Source organism: Niallia sp. FSL W8-0951, from assembly GCF_038006525.1.
GTDB classification, from domain to species: domain Bacteria; phylum Bacillota; class Bacilli; order Bacillales; family Cytobacillaceae; genus Niallia; species Niallia circulans.
The window spans coordinates 514770-536460 of record NZ_JBBOVK010000001.1 but is presented as its reverse complement, the minus strand read 5'-3'; the positions used below and the strand labels follow the sequence as shown (position 1 = coordinate 536460).

The following is a 21691-nucleotide window of genomic DNA, read 5'->3' as shown; positions in this document are numbered from 1 at the left end:
TGCCCCCAAATATTATTGAAAGTTTTTTCTGCGCATAATACTTAAAATAAGACCAATTAATAAAGCATTAATAACGGTTGGAACAAGACCATAGCTTATGAATGGCAAGGATAATGAAATAACCGGTAGAAATCCTACGCACATTCCTAGATTATAAACAACTTGAACACTATACAGCGTAATAGATCCTATTAATAGAAATTTCGCATATGGATTCTTTATTTTTTTGACATTGCCAATCATCTTCAGAATAAGTGCTCCAAATAATAATACAAGAAACACAGCCAACGCATATCCAAATTGATAGGTGAGCTGCAGAAAAACTGTGTCTGTATTATTAATAAAAGTTAACACTTCCATATCTGGTGAACCAACCCATTTTAAATCAGCCCACATTTTTTGTCGATATAAATAAAAATAACCAGCTTCTTCGGCATATCTTTCAGGAAATAGAAATGCCATTAGTCTATTTAATTGATAACTTCCTCTTGTAAGAAAAAGAAGCCATAAAAGAAGAATTGTTCCTATTCCATATGTAATAAAGACTTTCCGTTTAGAAAAGCTGCTCCAAAATAGCATGATTGCGACTGTAAAAATATAAATAAAAACAGTAGAAATACTATCAAATCCGAAGAGAAATAAGACACATGAAAAGAAAAATAAACACAAGAAAGAAACATATGTAAATTCTTTCTTACTAAAAAAGGAAGCCCAAGCTAATAAAAAAAAGGGGATGGCCATTATGCCTTGGAGTATAATTGGTCCAATTTTTATATAGTTCGCTCCATTAATCATATGATTGCTAAAGAAAATAATGGATATCAATAACGACGATCCTATTGCATAAAATAAAAATCCAAAATTAGCAAATTTGCGATAGTCTACATACATAAAGCCAATGACTATTCCAATCCCCAAGCAAGTCATTAATAACTTAAGAATGATAAAATGATGAGAAGAAGATAACGTTGGCAAAATCCCTATCATTAACAGACTCACTGTTAAGGTAACAATAGCCCAATCAATCGTCGGACGGTAGATTTCACTTAATTCTCGTCCTAATTGGGAAGGACTTCCCATTTCATTAATTGCTTTTTCTTCTGCTTCACTTTCTGACAACCCTTTTTTTATCCATCCTTTTTTTGCAAGTTGAATATGATACTCCATTTCTAATTTAATCGATTCCTTTGCTTCTTTCGATTTCACTTGCTCTGTCACTTTATCCAAAAATAAATGTTTATTATTCATTTACGTACACCCAATCTATCAGTTCTCTAATATTTTTGCTGCGTCCCCCTTCTGCTGCCAACTTTTTTTCGAGCTTTTTTCCTTTGCGATCTATTTGGTAATATTTAACCTTGTTATTGTCCCACTCTGAAGCAATTATATTTCTCTGTTCCAATCGATGCAGAAAAGTATAGATAAATCCTTCTTGATTCTCAAACTTTTGAAAGCCGCGAGCACGTAACAACTCTGTTAATTCAAAACCAGTTTTTCTAGTATGAAGTAATTGCAAAGCTGCTAAAAGAATTTCCTCTTCCTTATTCTTTATTTGAATTTTTTTCATAATTTCTTTGCGATGCTCAGCAGTAAATGAAAGATGATTAAAATAAGTCTTTTTTAAACCAGCTTGTAGTTTTTTTAGTCGTTTTTCCATTTTTCTTCATCTCCAATCATTTTTAATAATTGCTTCGCTCTTCTTAATCGGGTTTTGATCGTATTTTCATTAACCCCTATTATCCTGGCAATCTCCTTTATCGTTAATTCTTCAAAGTAAAAGAGGAAGATAATTTCTCGATACAGAATAGGTAAACTCATCACAGCCTGCACAAGCCATTGTTCTTCCTCTTTTTGAACAATGGCTTGTTCAATATTTTCTTTACTGTCTTCTCCATAAATATATTCGTCATCCACTTTTATGACATTTTTTGTATACCAGCTTTTCAAATAATCTTTACAGTGGTTAATAGCAATTCTCCAAAGCCATGTTCGAAAACTAGATTTGCCTTTATATTTATGGATGGAATAATATACTTTCACAAAAATATCTTGTGTTAATTCTTCTGCGACCGCTTCATTTTTGACATATGAAAAGACTAAATGTAATAGCTCTTGTCCATATGTAATCATAATTTCATCAAATACTTCTTCTTTATTGTCTATTTCTTTCCAGCATGCTGACAATTCTTCCAAAACAATAAACCTCCTAACCTAACAATTAGACGACACACAGGAGAAAAAGGTTTGGATAAATTCGTGTAAATCAATCTCATTATTAAAATAAAGCCTTTAAAAGAAAAACACCTTCCTAATTAGTTATAAAAATAGCCATTAGGAAAGTGTTATATTAGAAAATGATCAGATTATAAAGAAACGTCCGAAGCTGGAAATCTCCCATACATTATACCTTTTATACTCCTCATAGTGGTTTCACTGTATTTAACTTTCTTTTTTTCGTTTCAAATTGTTTGAACATCACCTGATAAATGAACGCACTTATTATCGCTAATATAGCAATAATGAAGAATGTCCATTCAAATCCGAACCAGGCACTCATCGGAATGGATAATGGAGCAATCATTTTTGAAAAAGTGAACCGCAGACTTGCTGCCGCAAAATATTTACCACGCTGATCCTCAGGAGCAATCTCAGAAATAAAACTTTGTTGAATTCCTGCTGTCATCAATTCTGCAAAACTAAATAAGAGCATCGCGAACATTAACCCCCAAATTAAGCTAGTTTGGCTAAATATGATAACTGCGATCGCATATATAAAGGAGGAAATAATAAAAACATTCTTCTCTTTAAATTTAGACATCCATCTTGTAACAATTATGGTAAATAAGGCTACGACCAATCCATTTTCTGCTAGTATTAATCCAAAAGCTTGTGTACTTTGAATTTCTAGAGACCAATTGCCAAGAGAAAATAAGTTTTGCGTAGCAACCATTTCATCTACATAAACTGGTAATAATAAATCTAGCTGCATAAAGGTTTGCCCTATTAATACTCCCGCTAAAATAAACAGTAAAAACGTTCGGTCCCTTACTATCACCTGATAGTCTTTTAACTGTGCCCCAAGCGCCATAGCCCAATTCTTTTTCTTATCATCTAGTTCTTTATATGGCGGAGCTGTTTCAGCAATCCAAGTTTTTAAAACTATACTCAATATAATATTTAATAGTCCAGCTGCTAAAAGGAGGAAAAAACGATAATCTTTATAAAAGAATCCACCAAGAATCGGACCAATTACTACTGCAATATTGGTAGAAGTATAAAAAATAGCAAAAACACTGCTTCTGTCTTTTTCGTTTACTACATCAGCTACCATCGCTTGGCTTGCTGGCCAATAAATACTAGTAAACAAGCTGATAACAGTGAAACAGATAAAACTAATAGCTGGGGAATCAAGCCACGGAGAGCTAGCAAAAGCAAAGATTAAATAGGCAATTCCTTGGGCAAGACTTGATATTACCATCATTTTCTTTCTACCGAATTTATCAGCATAATAGCCGCCAAGCAAATTAGCAACAACAGAAAAGGCTTGAGAAAGTATTAATAAGAATCCTGCAATTGATTTCCCAAAGGATTCTGTAAAGTATATTGCTAAAAATGGAAAAAACATCCAAAACGTTACATTAACAGTTGATTCACCAGCAAGACGAATCTTTAAATTCCGATCCCAATCTCTAAGTCGCATCGTCATGATAGTTGTCACTCTCTTTCTATTTATTTCCCCTATCATACCTTGATATTTCGGTTTAGGAAAGACTTTCTTTTCTATTATAATGATGTCTCTATATCCTTTTAAATAGATTTTATATTAGTTAGTCTATCGATAAGAGACATGTTTTCAATCCTTTCCTCTTTTTATCGATTATCTAAAACTACTTTTATCTTCCTTAAACTTTTTGTAAACCTGTAACCATGTTTGCGCCATTAGCATATTACCAGCAGAATTCATATGTACTCCATCTGTCGTTAATACTTGATGATTTTGTTTTTGTAAATATTCCATAAATACTTGATGTGTAGGCACAACTACTGCATCATACTTGGCTGCTATATGATGAATGACTGTTACATAATCTTTTAAAAGAATATTGCCTTCTGCTTCAATCGCTTCTTCAATTACGGTTGGCTCCATCAAAAAAATACTAGCATTTGTTTCCTTTTTTACTTTTTCTAATAAACGATCGTAAATAGTGCTAAATTTAGCTGGAGTAACCTGTTCTAGTTGAGGCTGGTCTAACTGTCTCCATACATCATTAATTCCAATTGATATAGAGACTAGATCTGGACGTAAGGAGAGGACATCTGCTTCCCAGCGTTGTTCTAAATCAGTGATTCTATTTCCATTTATCCCTTTATTAACAATACTTGGCAATGCTTCTGGTTGATTAATAGTAAAGTAGTCTTTAATATAACGAACATACCCATAACCTATGCCTTCCCTATCTTCCATTTTTCCCGCATGTGTAATACTATCTCCTATAAATACGAATCGTTGATTTGCTTCCATCCCAATTATCCCTCCATAGAACGTTTTCATTTATACAATAGCATGTATTTCTTTCGCAAAGCAACCTTCCATTTCTTCCCATACAAAAAGCCTCAATCGGAAATTAAAAAACTCCAAGAGAGGCTGTAAGAAATTCAATTATTGTTGTGCCTGGACAATTTTTTCTAAATTACGTTCCATTACTTTAAGATAATCCATTCCACTTTCTTCATCTTCTTTGCTTAACGCTTCTAAGGTGCTTAGTACTTCTGTTCTTGCCCCAATTTCAGTGGCAAGCGTATCTGCAACTTTTTGCGAAGCCGTTTCTTCAAAATAAATAACGCTAATATCATGTTCTTTTGCAAAATCTTTTAATTCAGCTAATCTTTGTGCATTTGGCTCTTGTTCTGGTGATATCCCAGAGATTGGTACTTGAGTTAGTCCATATTCACTTGCTAAATATCCAAATGCGGCATGTTGTGTAATCATTTCTTTTTTCGCTACTTTGCTTAGTTCATCCTGATATTTTTGGTCAAGTGCAGTTAATTTCGCTATATATTTTTCACTGTTCTTTTGATATGTTTCTTTATTGTCTGGATCCGCTTTAATTATGCTCTCTGTAATTGTTTCTACTTCTTTAATCGCTAGTGCTGGACTTAACCAGACATGGGGATCTTTCTCATGTCTATGCTCATGCTCTGCTTCTTCACTTTCATGGTCATGGTCAGCTTCTTCCCCATTATGCTCGTGCTCTCCTTCTTCGCCTTCATGATCATGCTCATCTGTTATTCCCTCTTTTAATGTAATACCTTTACTTGCTTCAACAAACACTGTTTCTTTATTATCAACAGCAGATTTAATTGTATCTACAAAACTTTCCATATATATACTATTAAAAACAAATAAATCTGAAGTTTGCACATTGGCGATATCTTTTGGTGTTGGCTCCCATCCATGTGGTTCTTGATTCGAAGGAATAAGTAAGTTTACATCTGCCTTGTCACCAGCTATATTTTTGGTAAACTCATACATAGGATAAAAGGTAGTCATGATCTTCAGTTTCTCTTTATTTGCCCGGTTGGAAGCATTATTTTCTCCTTTTCCACATGCAGCTATCACCAATATTGCAAGTAACATAATAGTTACTAATGTAAATTTTTTCCCCATTTTTATCACCCTGCCTTTTATTTACTTTCTTTATGCATTTCTTTTAATATTAAACAATATAAGCTCCATTCGATCTGGATTATTCTGTTCTCCTTAATTTTAAATTTTAATTGCGATCTCTGTTTCTGTAAAAACTAGTGTTTTTTTACTCTCATAATGACCAAACCTTTGTTTGTTCATACCCAAGATATAATATAGCCCTGTAAGATCAAAGTTTAAATTATGTATGAAAACTATGGATATCGCATTTGTTCAAAAACTACTATTCTCACTTTGCCTTACACCTATCCACCGAGAAACCTGAATGTCACTTATTCTCTCAACATGTTTTTTTACCACCTGCCGGCGATTCATGCACGTCTAGGAATTACTAGGATTAAATAAACTCCATTCCAAACAAACCGAAACTATTACGATTTATAAAATTACATTAAGATTAAAAGATTATTCCATCGACTTTCTTATATTAACCGTAACGATTACGATTTGTAAAGTGTTTTTTTTAATTTTATCCTAACTATTTAAAGAACCTGTAAATTGATTTTAAAAGAAAAAAGGCTATATTCATCCAAGATCTGGAAGTAACATAGCCTTTCTTAAATACATCTACTGCTATTATTAGCTTTATTTGGTTTCTACCGTCGATTTAAAGTAAACACGTTCTTTTTTCTTTCCTGATTCATACACGGCACAAATCATTTTTTGGGTTTTTAGCGCTTCTTCCCCCGTGACATCTAAAGGAATTCCTGTTGCTAACGAATCGTAAAAATTATTGATTTGCTTTACATGACTTACTCCCCAATACCCTTTTACTCCATTTTCATAATGAAACGTTTCTTGCGGATTATTATCTGCGATGAATTCTCTTCCATCCATTAATCGAACAGTTGCCCGGTCAGCTACCATTTTGGCGATTCCATTTTCACAATGCAGCTCAATTTCAACTGGCGCGTCATACGTATAATAATTTATAGCATGAAATGCAGTAACAATGCCATTCTTATATGCTATAACTCCTTCAGCTGCATCTTCCACCTCAATAATTTCATGTGCACGATTGCTTATTGATGCATCTACATAGTTAATGTCGGCATTCACAAACCATCTCATCAAATCCATTGTATGAATTGCTTGATCAATTATAACTCCGCCACCTTCTTTCTCCCATGTCCCTTTCCAATCACTTTTTTGATAATACTCATCAGAACGGTCCCATGTAACAGATAGTTTTCCTGATTTAATCTTGCCAAGTTCTCCATTATCCAACATTTTCTTTATGAGCTGGGAGCCAGGATTATAACGATTTTGAAAAATGACACCAAGGGTAACCTTATTTTCCTTCGCTGTTTCCACCATTTCAACAGCATCATCATAATGAATAGACATAGGTTTTTCTGTTAATATATGAATCTGTTTTTTCGCAGCTTCAATTGTCACTGGTGCATGCAAATGATGTGGCAGACAAATATGCAACACATCTAAACTTTCCTGTTCAAACATTTCCTTATAGTCTGTATAAGCGGCACAGCCATAAATTTTGGCTTTTTCTTCTACTCGTTCAGGCTTTACATCACAAACTGCTACTAACTCTGCATCCTCTCTTGAGACAATTGATTGGGCGTGCATAGGAAAAATATTACCACAACCAATAATCGCTACCTTTAATTTGGACATGTTTCTCTCCCCCGTTTCCACTATTTAATGAATGTCTATTTATTCAAGTATTTCTTTATACTTAATAAACCTAAACCCACCACATTTGAGAAGGAGCATCTTCAATTAAAACGGATTTCAAATTAGTAACCGCTCTTGTTAATCCTTCCCTAATAGACATAATTGGATCCTCATGTTCAATGCTGACAACATAATCGTACCCATATGTTCTTAAAGCACTCATCATATCTGACCATTCACTTACACTATGTCCACATCCAACGGAACGAAATGTCCAGGCCCTTGTCTGAACTTCACCGTATGGCTGCATATCTGTTAAGCCATACATATTAACATTATCCTGGTCAATATACGTATCTTTTGCATGAAAATGATGAATGGCTTTTTCCTTTGCTAAAATTTTAATCGCAGCAACCGGATTAATACCTTGCCACCATAAATGACTTGGATCCAAGTTTGCGCCAATCGCATCACAAGTTTCCTCTCGTAATTTTAATAAAGTATATGGAGTATGCACTAGGAATCCGCCGTGCAGCTCTAATCCAATCTTCACACCACTCTCTTTTGCAATATGCCCTACTTCTTTCCAATAAGGGATTAACTTTTCTTCCCATTGCCATTTTTTCACATCAGAATATTCATTTGGCCATGGCGTAACTGGCCAGTTTGGATATTTCGCACCATCATGATCCCCGGCCGTTCCTGAAAAACAGTTTACAACCGGAACATTCATCAAGGATGCTAGTTTGATTGTTTTAATCAATGTCTCATGCGATTCCTTTGCAAATGCTTCTTCTGGAGAGATTGGATTTCCATGACAACTGAATGCACTTATGATTAAATCACGTTCTGTCACCTTTTTTAGATATTCTTTTCTCTTTTCTTCTGATTCTAATAATTCATCTACATTACAATGATTGTTTCCAGGATAGCCGCCAGTACCTATTTCAACTGCTTGAATACCAGCCTCTTTTACTGCATCAAGCATTTCTTCAAATGATTTGTCTGCAAATAATACGGTAAACACGCCTAATTTCATGAGAGCTCCTCTCCATTCCTTCCAATTTTCCTATATTCTTTCCTTCTATATACCTATATTTTGGTAATAGTCTTCGATGCTTGTGATTCCAAGGCTGCAAGAATGATCGCCAAAGATTTTTTTCCTTCTTCTCCGCTAATAAGCGGCTCTTTATCTTCTAAAATACATTCCACAAAATGATCTATAACACCAGTCTTATTTTGTCCACCATCATTATTTGATTGAATTCTGCCTAATTCATAATTTACTTTTTCCCCATTGGTATATTGGATAATTAACGAATAGTTTGGATCATCTTCTAAACGAATGACGGCTTTTTCTGCATAAATAACAGTTGAATTATCTTCTTTTCCACGATAAGCCCAGCTCGCAGTCAACGTTCCAATAATGCCGCTATCTGTTTTTAATATACAAACAGCATTATCATCTACAGTAGAGAAGTCTTTTGCATTTGTTTCTACAAATGCTCCTACCTCTGTAAATTCCTCTCCTAATACAAATCTTAATAAATCTGCTTTATGAACACCTAAATCTCCCATAGCACCAATAAATGCTTCTTCTTTTTTAAAGAACCAGCTCTCTTTACCATCAACACTCCAGCCTTCTGGACCACCATGACCAAATGTTGTGCGGAAGCTGTACACTTTACCAATTTCTCCGCTTTTAATTAATTGATGTGCTTTTTGATGGGATGCAACAAAACGCTGGTTATGTCCAATCATCAATTTTTTCCCACTTTTTTTAGCAGCTTGTATCATTTGCTCAGCCTCTTCTTTTGATGTTGCCATTGGCTTTTCACAAAGAACATGTTTGCCAGCATTCAAAGCATCAATAGAAATAGGGGCATGAAGATAGTTTGGTGTACACACACTAACCGCATCTAACTCATCCATTTTTAATAATTCTTTATAATCGGTAAATGCTTGCGCTTGATATTTTTCCGCAATTTCAGCTGCTCTTTCCTCATTGATGTCACAGACGGCTACCAATTCCACTTGTTTATTCAACAGATATTCAGGAATATGACGATGCTGTGCGATACTTCCACATCCAATTACGCCTACTTTTAATGAAACCATTATATTTTCCCCCTCTATATTATTTATCTGAAATTGTCTCTAAAGGCTGGGCGTTGCCATAAACAGGCTTCTCTCTTTTCACTGGTGCTGCCCACTTTACTGCATTAATAATAACTTGCTGAATTTCTTGATGGTGATAGGTTGGATACGTTTCATGTCCTGGTCTAAAATAAAACACTTTTCCATTCCCTCTTGCATACGTACAACCGCTTCGGAATACCTCTCCACCTTCAAACCAGCTTGTGAAGATCAATTCATCTGGTGCTGGTATATCGAAATGTTCGCCATACATTTCTTCCTTTTCTAATTCGATATATTCATTAATTCCTTCCACAATTGGATGATTAGGTGCTACTACCCATAAGCGTTCGCGATCATCTGCTTCTCGCCATTTTAAATTACAGGTTGTGCCCATTAACGCTTTAAAAATTTTCGAAAAATGACCGGAATGTAAAACAATTAACCCCATCCCATCTAAAACACGCTGTTTTACTTTTAACACAATTTCATCTTCTACCTCGTGATGTGCTAAATGTCCCCACCATACTAATACGTCTGTATTATTCAAAACTTCCTCCGTTAATCCATGGTCTGGTTCATCTAATGTTGCAGTATGTGTTTCATAACCTTCTTTCTCCAAAAACGCAGCAATCGCACCATGAATGCCATTTGGATATATTTCTGCTACGGTTGGATTTTTCTTTTCATGCCGGTTTTCATTCCAAATTGTGATCATTATGTAGCCACTCCTTCTCCCTTACAATATGATGGCTTCATTATATGAAATGTAAGCGTATAAAAAAATGCTTAATCTTGTCATTTTTTTATGCAATTATGTCATTTACTTGCTTGCTTTTTGCTAAAATAGAAAAGAGCACCTAACCATATAGTCTCGTCGAATAGGAGGGGAACAAAAAGTGGAAAGGGAGACAAAGCACACCTTTAATCAACCAGTAAATGAAAAAGTAGTTTATCAAAACCCTCTATTGTCTTTAAAAGTGTGGGAGATAAATGATGAGAGGGAAGATGTAATGACTCCAGTTGATGATTACCCTTGGCATTACCATAAAGAAGTAGAATTACTTGCCATGATAGATGGAGATTTGGCGGTACAAACAAAAGAAAGGTATCTATCGATTACTTCAGGGGACGTTCTTATTATGGGAGCGTCACAACCACACAGAACAAGTAAAGTGAAGAAAGGCAATTTGCGTTATATTGTCTTACAAATTGATCTACATAAACACTTTGACCAAAGTATCCTTCCTTATTTCTATTGTTTTTCAGAATTAACACATCCATTAGACAAGATAAATTACATATTTGAAGATAATAAGGAAATAAAACAAGAAGTACATTCCTTAATAAATGAGATTCATAGAGAAAGTCAAACGAAAGAAAAGGGCTATGAGATAGCTATCAATTATTCCATCAAACGACTTCTTCTTTTATGTGTACGAAACGATACTAAAAATATGCTCCAATATTCAGAAGAACAAGACCTTGCCAAACTTAAACCTGTTTTAGATTATATTGACAGCCATTTAGAAGAAAGAATACTTGTCGAAGATGTCAGTAAGCTACTGAATTTCAGCTATCATTATTTTATCAAGTACTTTAAAAAAGTAATGGGATTGTCGTTTGTAGATTATATAAATATAAAGCGAATAAAAAAAGCTGAATTATTACTTTTAACAACTGACAAAAGTATATTAGAAATAAGCTATGAAGTCGGCATAACAAATATGGCGCAATTCTACAAACTGTTTAAAAGAGAAAATCAATGCTCGCCTAAAGCCTTTAAAAATAGAATGTTAAATGCAAGCGCCTTATAATATATAATAAAACCCGCCACCTAGTGCACCAGCACTTTTTTCTCCGTAAAAATTATTCTGAACCATTATACACCTCCATATATTTACTGTATGGAGGCGTACTATTTACAAAGGAAAGGGTGCAAAAAATTGAACGAAAATCATGTATTATTAATCATCGGCGGGGACTCTAGACAGCTCGAAGTAATCCGCCTTCTTGCACCAAAGCTAAACAAAATTTATTTGATCGGTTTCGAAGATGCTTCTGTTTCTTATAAAAATGTGCGGAAAATAAATTGGCAAACAGCTCCACTTCATGAAGTGGATACTATTCTACTTCCCATTCCGGGCATTCAAGAAGATGGAATTGCTGAATCGGTATTTTCTAAAGAAAAGATTGTTCTAACAAAAGAGTTGATTATTAAAACAAAATCTAATTGTACTATATATTCCGGTATTATCACTCCTTATTTAAAACAATTGGCTGCAGAAACAAATCGAAACTTGGTTGCTCTTTTTGCAAGAAATGATGTGGCTATCCATAATTCTATCCCAACTGCAGAGGGAGCGCTAATGCTCGCCATCAAGCATACAGATATTACAATACATAATGCCCAAGTGCTAGTACTCGGTTTTGGCAGAGTCGGTAAGACTGTGGCTCGTCTATTTTCTGCTGTCGGTGCAAAAGTAACTGTTTTAGTTCGAAAAAAAGAGGATGAGGCAAGAGTGATAGAAATGAGGTTAGCTGCAATTTTTGAATCTTCACTAGAATCAGAAATACCTCTTCAGCAGATTGTTATCAATACGGTTCCAACACTGCTTTTAACATCTAAGCTTATAAAGAATTTATCGAGCAATGCTTTAATTATTGATTTAGCCAGCAAACCAGGGGGAACCGATTTTGCAGCTGCCAAGGAACACAATATCCAAACCCTTTGGGCCCTTGGTTTACCGGCAAAAGTTGCACCAAAGACGGCTGGTACAATAATTGGCAAAACACTGCTGGAATTGCTAAAAATAAATTAAGGTACAACTTTCAGGGGATAGTTAATAGCTATCTCCTTTTTTATGAAAATTTCAGCATTAATCGTTTTACAATTTTATACAAAAGTGATATCATAATTATATCAAATTGAAATTATAGGAGTGATTTAGTTGAAAGAAAAAAATGCGTTTCATTTTAATGGATTTATTGGCGTTTTACTTATTGCCATATCCCTTTTTCTCGGTGTCTATTTTCTTGTGCAGGAAATTCCAGGTGCTGCCATTCCCTTCTTCCTTATAGCTGTTCTTCTAGGCAGTGGGATAACAATTATTCAACCTAATCAGGCTGTTGTTGTAACCTTTTTTGGAAAATATCTTGGTACGATTCGCAGCAGTGGATTATTTTTAACCATCCCTCTTACTTTACGAAAAACTATTTCCTTACGCGTGCGTAATTTCAATAGTAAACGTTTAAAAGTAAATGATGTTGATGGAAATCCAATTGAAATTGCTGCCGTTATTGTTTTTAAAGTTATTGATTCTGCAAAAGCCATTTTTGATGTAGATAATTACGAAGAATTTGTTGAAATCCAAAGTGAAACAGCTATCCGCCATGTTGCAACAAAATACCCATATGATACATTTGAAAATGTAGAACTAACTTTAAGGGGAAATGCAGAGGAAGTCTCCAATGAACTTACGACCGAATTACAAGCTCGTCTAGACCTCGCAGGAGTGGAAGTAATTGAAGCTAGATTAACTCATTTAGCTTATTCTACTGAAATTGCCCAAGCGATGTTACAGCGTCAGCAAGCCTCTGCTATCATTTCTGCTCGTCAGAAAATCGTCGAAGGAGCAGTTGGAATGGCACAAATGGCCATTAATCAACTGGAACAGGATAAAATCATTGAATTAGATGATGAAAGAAAGGTACAATTAGTAAATAATTTACTAGTAGCGATTGTTTCTGAAAATCCTACGACTCCTGTAATTAATACAGGTACTTTATATTAATGAGTGGTATAAATGACGAAGAAAAAAAGCTTTCCATTACGCATTGATCCAGAGCTATACGAAGTCCTGCAAAAATGGGCTGCGGATGATTTTCGCAGTATAAATAGTCATATTGAGTATTTACTTCGTGAAGCTGCCAAAAAAGCCAAGCGGTATCCAAAACAAAAAGAAAATTGATTTACATTAAAAAAAGAGGCCCAAATAATGGCCTCCTTTTTTAATGGATTAACTTAACAATTCTCTTAAGTCCTCTTCTGTTAGAGAAGAAATTACTTTATCATCTGAATCGATAATTTCATCTACTAAAGTCTTTTTCTTTTCCTGCAATTCATATATCTTCTCTTCAATTGTGCCTTTAGAGAAGAGCTTAATTACATCCACTACATTCTCCTGTCCTATGCGGTGAGCACGATCCGCCGCCTGTTCTTCGACCGCTGGATTCCACCACGTATCATACAAAATAACAGTATCTGCAGTCATTAAATTAAGGCCTGTTCCCCCTGCTTTTAAGCTTATTAAAAAATAATCTCGCTCTCCTAAATTGTAGCGATGACATAATTCCACTCTCTCATCTGAAGGAGTGCTCCCATCTAAATAAAAATAGGCTAATCCCTTTTTTGCTAATTCTTGGCCAATTATTTCAAGCATACTTGTAAATTGAGAAAAAATCAGCACCCTGCGATTAGATCGCTGTGCTTCCTCAATTAGTTCCATTAGATGATTTAGTTTAGCAGACTTTCCATGATAATTGTCAACAAATAGGGCTGGATGACAGCATATTTGCCGCAGTCTCGTTAATCCAGCAAGAATTCTAATTTTATTTTTTCGAAGGGTTTCTTTGTTTAAATGCTTTAAGGCATCATGTCTTAATTTCGCGAGATAGGCTGCATACAATCTTTTCTGTTCTGGTAATAATTCCACTATTTCGCTCCATTCCCTTTTCTCAGGAAGTTCGGCCAATACATCCTCTTTTAAGCGGCGCAGCATAAATGGTCTTATTTTTTTCGCAATTTGTTTATTGGTTAAATTCGCATATTCCTTCAGGCCTTTGAATAATTCAGGAAATACAATATGGAAGATAGACCAAAGTTCTTCAATGGAATTCTCAAGTGGAGTGCCGGTTAAAGCAAAGCGATTAACCGCTTTTAGTTTCTTCACTGTTTTTGCTGTTTGTGATAGTGGATTTTTAAAATACTGAGCTTCATCAAAAAACACTGTATGGAAAACTTGCTGTTCATACCATGAAATATCCTGTCTAACTAATGGATATGACGTTATGATTACATCGATGTTTTCTAAATCCTTTTGCAGCGCAGCTCTTTCCTTTTTAGCTCCATCAAGTATAAGGCACTGAATTTCCGGAGCAAATTTCATAATTTCTCTTTGCCAGTTGTATAATAAAGAAGAAGGACATACAACTAACACCGGTTGTTTCGCTTTTCTCATCACAGGCAATTCAGATTGAATAAAGGCAATACTTTGCAATGTTTTTCCTAATCCCATATCATCCGCTAAAATGCCGCCAAATTGATATTGCGCTAATGTTTTCAGCCATTTATAGCCATCTATTTGATACGATTTCAAGACATTGTTTAAATCCGCAGGAACTTTAATATTTAGCTTTTCTGGATGCAAGAAGGAATCAATCAGCTGCTGATACGATTCATCTAAAGCAAAGATTTTTCGATCTTCTTCTATAAAAGATAAGCTTTCTAAAAGTGTCAGCTCAAACCCACTTATAAAGTCCTTGTCCTTTATTTGCGGAGATTGAAGATACCTTTGCACTTCCTCCATCTCCCTTGTTTGCAGAGCAAAAAGAGAGCCATCTTGCAAGCGATAGTATTTCCGCTTTTCTTCCAAAGCAGCTAACAAGCCTTTGATTTCTCGCTCTGGAAAACCTTCCATCTCAAATTTAAATTCAAGCCAGTTAATACGGTCTTTTTTTAATTTCACCGTAAACCTTGGCCATGTTTTTTCCTTGAAAATTCGATTTCTAATAGCTGTTGTTGCGTAAACTTTTACAAGCTTTTGCAGCTTTGGTAATACATAATATAAAAAGTCAAACTCCAATTCCTCGTTATAAAGCATATAACCACTATCTGTTTTCGCAAATGAACTGCTATCCATTAACTCTATAATTTGTTCTTCTTTCTTCCAATCTCTAAGTAGCACTGCTTCTACTTCTTTGTTCCGTTCTTGAACTGGATTGATGACAATATAATCATAGCGAAATTCTACGCTTGCCAGCAATCGATTGTTTACTCTATCTAAATAAAGCTCAGCTTGCAGGGGAGTCTTACCCATTTTTTTGGAAAGCTCTCTCTCTAATTGAACCTCCCCAAATTTTTTTAAGCTTGGGGCTATCTTTTCTAAAAAGAAATCCAATTGATTGAGTGCAATAGGAATAAAGCTCTTGCCCACTTTTTCCATCATTTTCTTTATCTCAATAAGTCTTTTAAAGTCTTCTGCTTCCAATTGCCGCACATTTCCCTCTACCAGAACAGCATAATATTGATGCAGGAACTGAATGGATTCCATTCCATGTACATTTAATTGATAGCTTCCAGTTTCATGCTGGTATAAATGAAATCTTAAAGGCAGGACTTCATTTGAAACATTTAAGGGCACCATAGTCTCTTTATTCGGATCATAATAACCTAATTCCTTCCAATGAGAACGAAGAGGAATCCAAGAGGAAGGGGGAATTAACAAAATACTGTCTCCCCATATATTACTTACTCCCTGATGATGATTCAAAAATATCCTTTCATCCTCTATTACTTTTCCTAACTCTTGTAGGATTGCTTCACTTTCTTCCTTTACACAATGAAGCTTTGGATTAAATTCTAATTCTGAACTAAATGAATAAGCTTTTCCGCTCTTTATTCTTTCTAAAAACAAACGAATATCTTTTATTGGATGGGATAATAGCTGAATTTCTATTCCAAACAGATTGGTTTCCGAGTCGATTGGAATGACTTTTAGCATAAATTCAACTGGAATCACTTCTCGCTTTTCAAAATGGCGCTGCTTTTTTGTTGATAGAGTTTCACTCTGATTAAATAATGCAAAAAAATCTCCCGATACATCCATGTTTTTTTCATCGGTAGTGGAAGGAGCTTTTCCGTTCATTTGAAATTTTTTTATTTCCACTAATACAGCTGCAATATGCTGACATTCTTTTTGAAAAGAAGCTAGTTTCGGACAAGAACATGTTGCTTTTATTTCTTCCCCGTCGATTGCAACCATTACCGCAAAATCTTCAGATGCTTGAACGAAAGCTTCACAATAATTATCTCTATATTCTTTAAAAATCACCTTATGATTTTTCGAGAATGCTTCCCCTCTTTTTAAAGAAACAGGACCACACATTTCCAAAATCATTTTTCGTGTAATGACAGTATTCAACAATTTATTCTCCTTCTATCAAAATCCAGTTACGTACAATTATCCTCTTTCACTTTACTACTTTTTTTAAAACATTTCTATTGTCTTGTTACGGTAAATTTATGTAGCTCCCTCTCAGTAATGGAATTTTATTATTCCCTATATTCATAAGCCCTGTCACCTCTCCTCTTTTATAAGAAAAGTGGACAAACCACCCTTTTAGGAGTTTGTCCACTTTTTTATTAACAAGGATGTTCTTCTTATAAACTATTAGACACAAGTAATTGAACCGTGGATTGAAGTTTTTCCATCAAAGCTTCCGGAGCTGTTAAATAGAGAATCCCATTCCCTTCTAAACTTGGTTTATTTCCTAATGGAATCGTTCTCTTAATTAATTGGGCATACAATTCTGGCTCTGTTAAATTTCTTTCAAAAGCTTTATTACTGATTATTTTAACTAATGCTAAAGCCCCACTCACATGAGGGGCAGCCATAGATGTTCCTGTTAATTTAGCATATTTTCCATCTAAAAAGGTAGACAAAATTTCCTCGCCAGGTGCTACTAAATCAACTTCTCGATTAGAATTAGAAAAGCGAGAGCTATTTCTCTGTAAATCTACTGCTCCTACACTTATTACCTCATTGTAAGCAGCTGGATAACCTAATTCTTCTGTAGAATCTAAACCATCACCTTCATTTCCAGCTGCACAAACGACTAAAATTTGCGCTTCAACTGCCTTTTTCACTGCCTCATGCAATTCTTTCACATCTTCTGGTCCGCCAAGACTCATGGAGATAATATCTGCTCCCTGCTCAATTGCATAATAAATTCCATTTATAATCCATTCATACTGCCCTGAGCCTTGTCCATTTAAAACTTTTACAATTAAAAGGGATATTTCTGGTGCTACTCCCGTTAATCCATCTTCTTTTCCTGATGCTCCAATTGTTCCAGCTACATGTGTTCCATGACCGTTATAATCCATATATATGGCTGGATCGCCATTATCATCATCGGTAAAGTTTTTTCCACCAATGATTCGCTCTTGTAAATCTGGATGATTGATATCACAGCCAGTATCTAATATGGCAACTGTAATCCCTTTTCCCTTTGTTTTATTCCATAACTCAGGTGCCTGAATTAGCTCAATTCCTTTTGGAACTGCTGCAGAAACGTCCATTACTTCTTTCACTTGATAAGGAATTACTCTGCATTCTTTTTTCATAAACAGCCTCCTAATATAATAGAATGGATATCACTAAAACAATTTTAACAATTCTGAATTATTAAAGTAAGAGGCTTAAGACTCAATTTAGGAACATCTGTTCTATTTAACTAGTTCTATTAAATTATTTATATTTTTTTAAATGTAGTGGATAATTTCTAATTTTTCTATAAGAGGAATGGTAAGTGCTTTTTCTAATGCAATTCAAAAAAAACCAAACAATTATACGATTTTTATCGGCAGCATCGTATAACTGTTCGGTTTCAGAGCGACTGAAATCCTTTATACACTAGTCTTTTATATCCGTCTTCTATTGTAGAATTTTTCTCATTCCTAAACTACTTGATAGACTAGCTTATAGACTTCTTACCATATTTTTTTATACTTAATAAATAAAAGGCCGTGAATATTAGCAATGACCAAATTATTGAGTATTGTGGACTTGTTTCAAGGATTTGAAATAGACTTGGAATATTTCCTGCCACAGAGTCATCATATGTAAAAAACAAGAAAATCATCATATTATTTGCAGCATGTGCACCGATCGATAATTCTAAGCTTCCTGTTTTCACCGCAATAAATGTCAAGGCAAAACCAGCAAGTAAATAATCTAAACCTACTAAAATGGCCGAATCATTCATTTCAGGATTGGAAAAGTGTAACGATCCAAAAATTAATCCCACTATCAGTGCTAACAAAATGGGATTTTTTATTTTTTTACCAACCAATTGTAACAATAATCCTCTAAATAAAAGTTCTTCTACTGTTGTTTGAATGGGGACAAACAGTAGAACCACAAGGAATAAAAAGAAAAATTGGGCGAAAGATACGTTATTCCATGCATAATCGTCAGCATTAAGTAGGAAATCAATTGCTGATGTAAGTAGGAAAAGTCCTGAAAATATAATAAATCCCCAGATTATCTTCTTCCAATTTACTCTGTCTTCTCCCGTAATTAATGTTCGAAATTTTCGTTTGTGAATAAATCTTACTCCAATCCATAGACCAATTAAAGCGACAATATAAATAATATGTGTCATTAATAAACTAACTGTACCGTTTCCGCCCATCACCATGCCGGTATCTAAATCAATATAGGTGGCTTCGTTCCCATCCAGTTCTACGCGTATGAATTCTACAATAAAATAGACGATAGAACCAGCAATCATAAAACCAACAGCTAATAAAATAGACGCTAAATAACGCGGCCAGCTATTTTTTCCTTCTTTTATATTCAAATAATGTCTCAAGCGACTTTCTCCTTTTATAGATTATTTTCCCCTTGAAAGTGCCTCTTCCAAATGGAAGTTGGCTCTTATTTCACCTATTTTTTCTTTTCTAGCATTCAAAACTGGTGCATGTACATATCTAGCTAAATTTGTAAATAGGTTCTCTTCTTTATATCCTAGTTGATTTAACACTTCCATTGCAGCGACATTTACAGCACGTGTTCCGCCATCTTCCACCTTAATGGCAATTCCGATTCCTTCTTGGATAAGTCCCATACATTGAACAGCCTCTGCACCTGCTTTCGATACAATTCGCCCCTTATAAGCTTTCATTAGGTCTGTATCAAACCTATTTGTTCCTCCAACCATTTCTGGAAACTCCATCATGCTATCCCTAATTCGTTTTACTATATCTATTCGGTTTACCGACTTAATAGAATCAGGGTTTGCTAATCTAGCATAGCCAAGTGCTGCATTATAGAGGGGCAATTGATGTACTGGCACCCCGCAGCCATCTACACTCAGCTTTATTTTTTCTTTCGGAAAATCACATATTGTTTCAATTGCTTCCAATATACGCTGTTGATGAGGATGCTCTACCTCCCGATATGTGGCAATGTCCTCCTTCATATGAATCGCCGCAGCAAGCATACCTGCATGCTTACCAGAACAATTACTGTATACGGGGGTGACGTCTTTGCCCTTTCGCAGCAGTTCCTTATAGCTTTCTAAATTCCATGGAGTATGTGTACCACATTGCAAGTCATCTTCTTGAATCCCCAATCTTTCTAATAAGCGCAGGATTGTCTCCTGATGAAATGACTCCCCAGCATGAGAAGCACACGCAATTGCAATTTCAGCATTATCATAAGAAAAGGAATCTGCCGCTCCTGTCTCTATAAGCGGAATGGCTTGAAAGGGTTTCATGGAGGATCTAGGAAAGGTCATTCTCTCCGGATCCCCATAGAAATATAGTAATCTACCATCTTTGTCTACAACAGCTACATGAATAGAATGGCTGCTTTCAAGATATTGTCCACGGTAGACCTGTATAGGCTTCATCACTTTCATCTACTCCTTTTCCAGTTCTATCTTGAATGATGCTATTAACTCATAGAACTTCATGTCTAGAAATTTTCTTTTAACGCTTCATACTGAAACCCTTGTTTTTGATAGTTCTGTCTTTGATACATCTCTCTCGGAGTATCTTCTCCATCTGCCAGCAAAATAATTGTCTTATTAGGAAATAAATCCATGATCTGTCTTTGCATGCGAGCAGCAATCCCTTTGCGCTGATATTCTTCAATTACAAAGATTCCGTCAATTTCAACCGTTTTATCTGCAATAATTACTTCTAAAGCACCAGCCGCTTGCCCTTTATAGTAAGCAATGACTTGTAAAAATTGCGGATTTTTGAAATTTTCCCGATAGATTCCCGTTTTCCCTTTTGCATAATCTATACCATATTCTAAGTCTTGATTATATTCTAATTGTAAATAATCCTCAAAATTCTCTTCTGTTACACTCTGAATAAGTATGTCCTCGCTAGGATATAAAACCGGAAATTCGTGAGGATCAATGGCATAAAGCTCAGTCATTCCTACTTCATAATGAAGATTTTGCACAATATGCTCCAATAACTCCTTCGTGAATTTCTCATTTTCTGGAAAAACAAATTTAAGATGTTTCTGACCAGTTTTTTGATGAAATGTTTTTAAATAATTTTCCACTAGCTCAAATTCCTGAATAGAGGGCATCTTTTTAAATTGGATATAGTTACTGTCATATTGAAGCAGCATTTCCTCATTATGAACATGGAACCAATCGCTACGCTCTTTTATTCGTTTTCCTTCTTTATGAATGTTCTTATAGGTTACTTTTTCCATGATGTTTCTCCTACCCTTTCCAATAACTTCTTACCATTTTATATCTATAATAAACGATTCATTCTTATAAATCAGTAGATTAATAGAAAAAAATGACATTAAGCAAATTTAAACAAAATAGGACTGCCCATCTTTGGAACAGTCCTGCGCCTCTGAAATAGAATATTTAAATTGCTTTCGCATCTTCCCTTGTTTCTCTCCATAGAATTACTTCATTCCCCGTTTCATTATATTGTACTTTTTGGAAAATTTGCATCATCATTAAGATTCCTCTTCCTCTTTCCTCCAACACAATATCACTCATAAGCTTTTCCGTACCGTACCTTTCGATATCATGAAATTTCTTCTTCACATCAAATCCATTGCCGTGATCCTTGATTCGCATATCAAGTGTATTCTGGTTATACTGCAGCTCTAATATAACGGGATAATTACCATGTTCTATTGCATTATTAACAGCTTCTCCTATTCCAACACTCAGCAAAAAATCCTCATCCAATAAATCTCTAAATTCTTTATTCAGCTTTTCTTTCCATTCTTTTTCCGTATGATCTTGTATTACTATTGTTTGATAAGTAATAAGCCCACTCATAAGCTGCCCCCCCAATTTAAAAAAGCACAAACTCCTTATTAAATCGACAAAATAGTAGAATAGCTTCATTTGAAATAAATGAAACACCAATGGAATAAA

20 protein-coding genes are annotated in these 21691 nt (G+C 34.9%); 4 read left to right on the top strand and 16 right to left on the bottom strand.

Features of this window, described 5'->3' with window-relative positions; genetic code table 11:
* Positions 1-12 precede the first annotated feature (12 nt).
* The 10 genes from NSS71_RS02350 to NSS71_RS02305 form a co-directional block, all read right to left on the bottom strand.
* The gene (locus NSS71_RS02350) at positions 13-1248 is read right to left on the bottom strand and encodes an FtsW/RodA/SpoVE family cell cycle protein (RefSeq protein ID WP_341151278.1); all 1236 of its coding nucleotides are present in this window, start codon (positions 1246-1248) and stop codon (positions 13-15) included.
* A complete protein-coding gene (locus NSS71_RS02345; protein ID WP_095257683.1) occupies positions 1241-1657 on the bottom strand; it encodes a PadR family transcriptional regulator in 417 nt (138 codons plus the stop codon). The genes NSS71_RS02350 and NSS71_RS02345 overlap by 8 nt, the downstream gene beginning before the upstream one ends.
* On the bottom strand, positions 1642-2193 hold the full coding sequence (locus NSS71_RS02340; protein WP_251686858.1) for a sigma-70 family RNA polymerase sigma factor: 552 nt from the start codon (positions 2191-2193) through the stop codon (positions 1642-1644). The genes NSS71_RS02345 and NSS71_RS02340 overlap by 16 nt, the downstream gene beginning before the upstream one ends.
* Positions 2194-2419: 226 nt before the next feature.
* Positions 2420-3700 carry an MDR family MFS transporter gene (locus NSS71_RS02335; protein WP_251687426.1) on the bottom strand — a complete coding sequence of 427 codons (1281 nt, stop codon included), beginning with the start codon at positions 3698-3700 and terminating at the stop codon, positions 2420-2422.
* Positions 3701-3877: 177 nt separating this feature from the next.
* Positions 3878-4522, bottom strand: coding sequence for an SGNH/GDSL hydrolase family protein (locus NSS71_RS02330; RefSeq protein WP_341151277.1), 645 nt, complete (start codon positions 4520-4522; stop codon positions 3878-3880).
* A 138-nt stretch (positions 4523-4660) separates the two neighbouring features.
* Positions 4661-5668 (bottom strand): metal ABC transporter substrate-binding protein, encoded by a 1008-nt coding sequence (locus tag NSS71_RS02325; protein WP_341151276.1) that lies wholly within the window; start codon positions 5666-5668, stop codon positions 4661-4663.
* A gap of 624 nt (positions 5669-6292) precedes the next feature.
* The gene (locus NSS71_RS02320) at positions 6293-7342 is read right to left on the bottom strand and encodes a Gfo/Idh/MocA family protein (protein WP_341151275.1); all 1050 of its coding nucleotides are present in this window, start codon (positions 7340-7342) and stop codon (positions 6293-6295) included.
* A 70-nt stretch (positions 7343-7412) separates the two neighbouring features.
* Positions 7413-8381, bottom strand: a complete 969-nt coding sequence (locus NSS71_RS02315; RefSeq protein ID WP_095257688.1) for a sugar phosphate isomerase/epimerase family protein — start codon at positions 8379-8381, stop codon at positions 7413-7415.
* Positions 8382-8434: 53 nt separating this feature from the next.
* On the bottom strand, positions 8435-9460 hold the full coding sequence (locus tag NSS71_RS02310) for a Gfo/Idh/MocA family protein (RefSeq protein ID WP_095257689.1): 1026 nt from the start codon (positions 9458-9460) through the stop codon (positions 8435-8437).
* 19 nt (positions 9461-9479) lie between these two features.
* A complete protein-coding gene (locus NSS71_RS02305) occupies positions 9480-10196 on the bottom strand; it encodes a ThuA domain-containing protein (protein WP_047942901.1) in 717 nt (238 codons plus the stop codon).
* A 181-nt stretch (positions 10197-10377) separates the two neighbouring features.
* Here NSS71_RS02305 and NSS71_RS02300 point away from each other — a divergent pair, with 181 nt between their 5' ends.
* The 4 genes from NSS71_RS02300 to NSS71_RS02285 all read left to right on the top strand — a co-directional run bounded on the left by NSS71_RS02300 (position 10378) and on the right by NSS71_RS02285 (position 13449).
* The gene (locus tag NSS71_RS02300) at positions 10378-11295 is read left to right on the top strand and encodes a helix-turn-helix domain-containing protein (RefSeq protein ID WP_095257691.1); all 918 of its coding nucleotides are present in this window, start codon (positions 10378-10380) and stop codon (positions 11293-11295) included.
* A 129-nt stretch (positions 11296-11424) separates the two neighbouring features.
* Positions 11425-12300, top strand: a complete 876-nt coding sequence (dpsA, locus tag NSS71_RS02295) for a dipicolinate synthase subunit DpsA (protein ID WP_251686852.1) — start codon at positions 11425-11427, stop codon at positions 12298-12300.
* 129 nt (positions 12301-12429) lie between these two features.
* Positions 12430-13272 (top strand): SPFH domain-containing protein, encoded by an 843-nt coding sequence (locus NSS71_RS02290; protein WP_047942898.1) that lies wholly within the window; start codon positions 12430-12432, stop codon positions 13270-13272.
* 12 nt (positions 13273-13284) lie between these two features.
* On the top strand, positions 13285-13449 hold the full coding sequence (locus NSS71_RS02285) for a ribbon-helix-helix domain protein (RefSeq protein WP_047942897.1): 165 nt from the start codon (positions 13285-13287) through the stop codon (positions 13447-13449).
* 48 nt (positions 13450-13497) lie between these two features.
* On the opposite strand, the gene NSS71_RS02280 is transcribed toward NSS71_RS02285, so the two are convergent.
* The 6 genes from NSS71_RS02280 to NSS71_RS02255 all read right to left on the bottom strand — a co-directional run bounded on the left by NSS71_RS02280 (position 13498) and on the right by NSS71_RS02255 (position 21592).
* Positions 13498-16680 (bottom strand): DEAD/DEAH box helicase, encoded by a 3183-nt coding sequence (locus NSS71_RS02280; protein WP_095321832.1) that lies wholly within the window; start codon positions 16678-16680, stop codon positions 13498-13500.
* A gap of 239 nt (positions 16681-16919) precedes the next feature.
* A complete protein-coding gene (locus NSS71_RS02275) occupies positions 16920-17885 on the bottom strand; it encodes a S8 family peptidase (protein WP_095257696.1) in 966 nt (321 codons plus the stop codon).
* Between the two features lie 350 nt (positions 17886-18235).
* On the bottom strand, positions 18236-19135 hold the full coding sequence (locus NSS71_RS02270) for a CPBP family intramembrane glutamic endopeptidase (protein ID WP_095257698.1): 900 nt from the start codon (positions 19133-19135) through the stop codon (positions 18236-18238).
* 21 nt (positions 19136-19156) lie between these two features.
* Positions 19157-20176, bottom strand: a complete 1020-nt coding sequence (locus NSS71_RS02265) for an asparaginase (protein WP_235850546.1) — start codon at positions 20174-20176, stop codon at positions 19157-19159.
* A 65-nt stretch (positions 20177-20241) separates the two neighbouring features.
* A complete protein-coding gene (locus tag NSS71_RS02260; protein WP_144579894.1) occupies positions 20242-21000 on the bottom strand; it encodes a GNAT family N-acetyltransferase in 759 nt (252 codons plus the stop codon).
* A 166-nt stretch (positions 21001-21166) separates the two neighbouring features.
* Positions 21167-21592, bottom strand: a complete 426-nt coding sequence (locus tag NSS71_RS02255; protein WP_047941603.1) for an ATP-binding protein — start codon at positions 21590-21592, stop codon at positions 21167-21169.
* Between the last annotated feature and the right edge of the window lie 99 nt (positions 21593-21691).

Excerpts from the sequence above, each read along its gene's own strand:
- NSS71_RS02345 (WP_095257683.1), bottom strand. The coding sequence starts at position 1,657 with ATGGAAAAACGACTAAAAAAACTACAAGCTGGTTTAAAAAAGACTTAT.
- NSS71_RS02335 (WP_251687426.1), bottom strand. The coding sequence starts at position 3,700 with ATGCGACTTAGAGATTGGGATCGGAATTTAAAGATTCGTCTTGCTGGT.
- NSS71_RS02310 (WP_095257689.1), bottom strand. The coding sequence starts at position 9,460 with ATGGTTTCATTAAAAGTAGGCGTAATTGGATGTGGAAGTATCGCACAG.
- NSS71_RS02330 (WP_341151277.1), bottom strand. The coding sequence starts at position 4,522 with ATGGAAGCAAATCAACGATTCGTATTTATAGGAGATAGTATTACACAT.
- NSS71_RS02315 (WP_095257688.1), bottom strand. The coding sequence starts at position 8,381 with ATGAAATTAGGCGTGTTTACCGTATTATTTGCAGACAAATCATTTGAA.
- NSS71_RS02265 (WP_235850546.1), bottom strand. The coding sequence starts at position 20,176 with ATGAAGCCTATACAGGTCTACCGTGGACAATATCTTGAAAGCAGCCAT.
- NSS71_RS02350 (WP_341151278.1), bottom strand. The coding sequence starts at position 1,248 with ATGAATAATAAACATTTATTTTTGGATAAAGTGACAGAGCAAGTGAAA.
- NSS71_RS02320 (WP_341151275.1), bottom strand. The coding sequence starts at position 7,342 with ATGTCCAAATTAAAGGTAGCGATTATTGGTTGTGGTAATATTTTTCCT.
- NSS71_RS02285 (WP_047942897.1), top strand. The coding sequence starts at position 13,285 with ATGACGAAGAAAAAAAGCTTTCCATTACGCATTGATCCAGAGCTATAC.
- NSS71_RS02275 (WP_095257696.1), bottom strand. The coding sequence starts at position 17,885 with ATGAAAAAAGAATGCAGAGTAATTCCTTATCAAGTGAAAGAAGTAATG.
- NSS71_RS02255 (WP_047941603.1), bottom strand. The coding sequence starts at position 21,592 with ATGAGTGGGCTTATTACTTATCAAACAATAGTAATACAAGATCATACG.
- NSS71_RS02325 (WP_341151276.1), bottom strand. The coding sequence starts at position 5,668 with ATGGGGAAAAAATTTACATTAGTAACTATTATGTTACTTGCAATATTG.
- NSS71_RS02305 (WP_047942901.1), bottom strand. The coding sequence starts at position 10,196 with ATGATCACAATTTGGAATGAAAACCGGCATGAAAAGAAAAATCCAACC.
- NSS71_RS02260 (WP_144579894.1), bottom strand. The coding sequence starts at position 21,000 with ATGGAAAAAGTAACCTATAAGAACATTCATAAAGAAGGAAAACGAATA.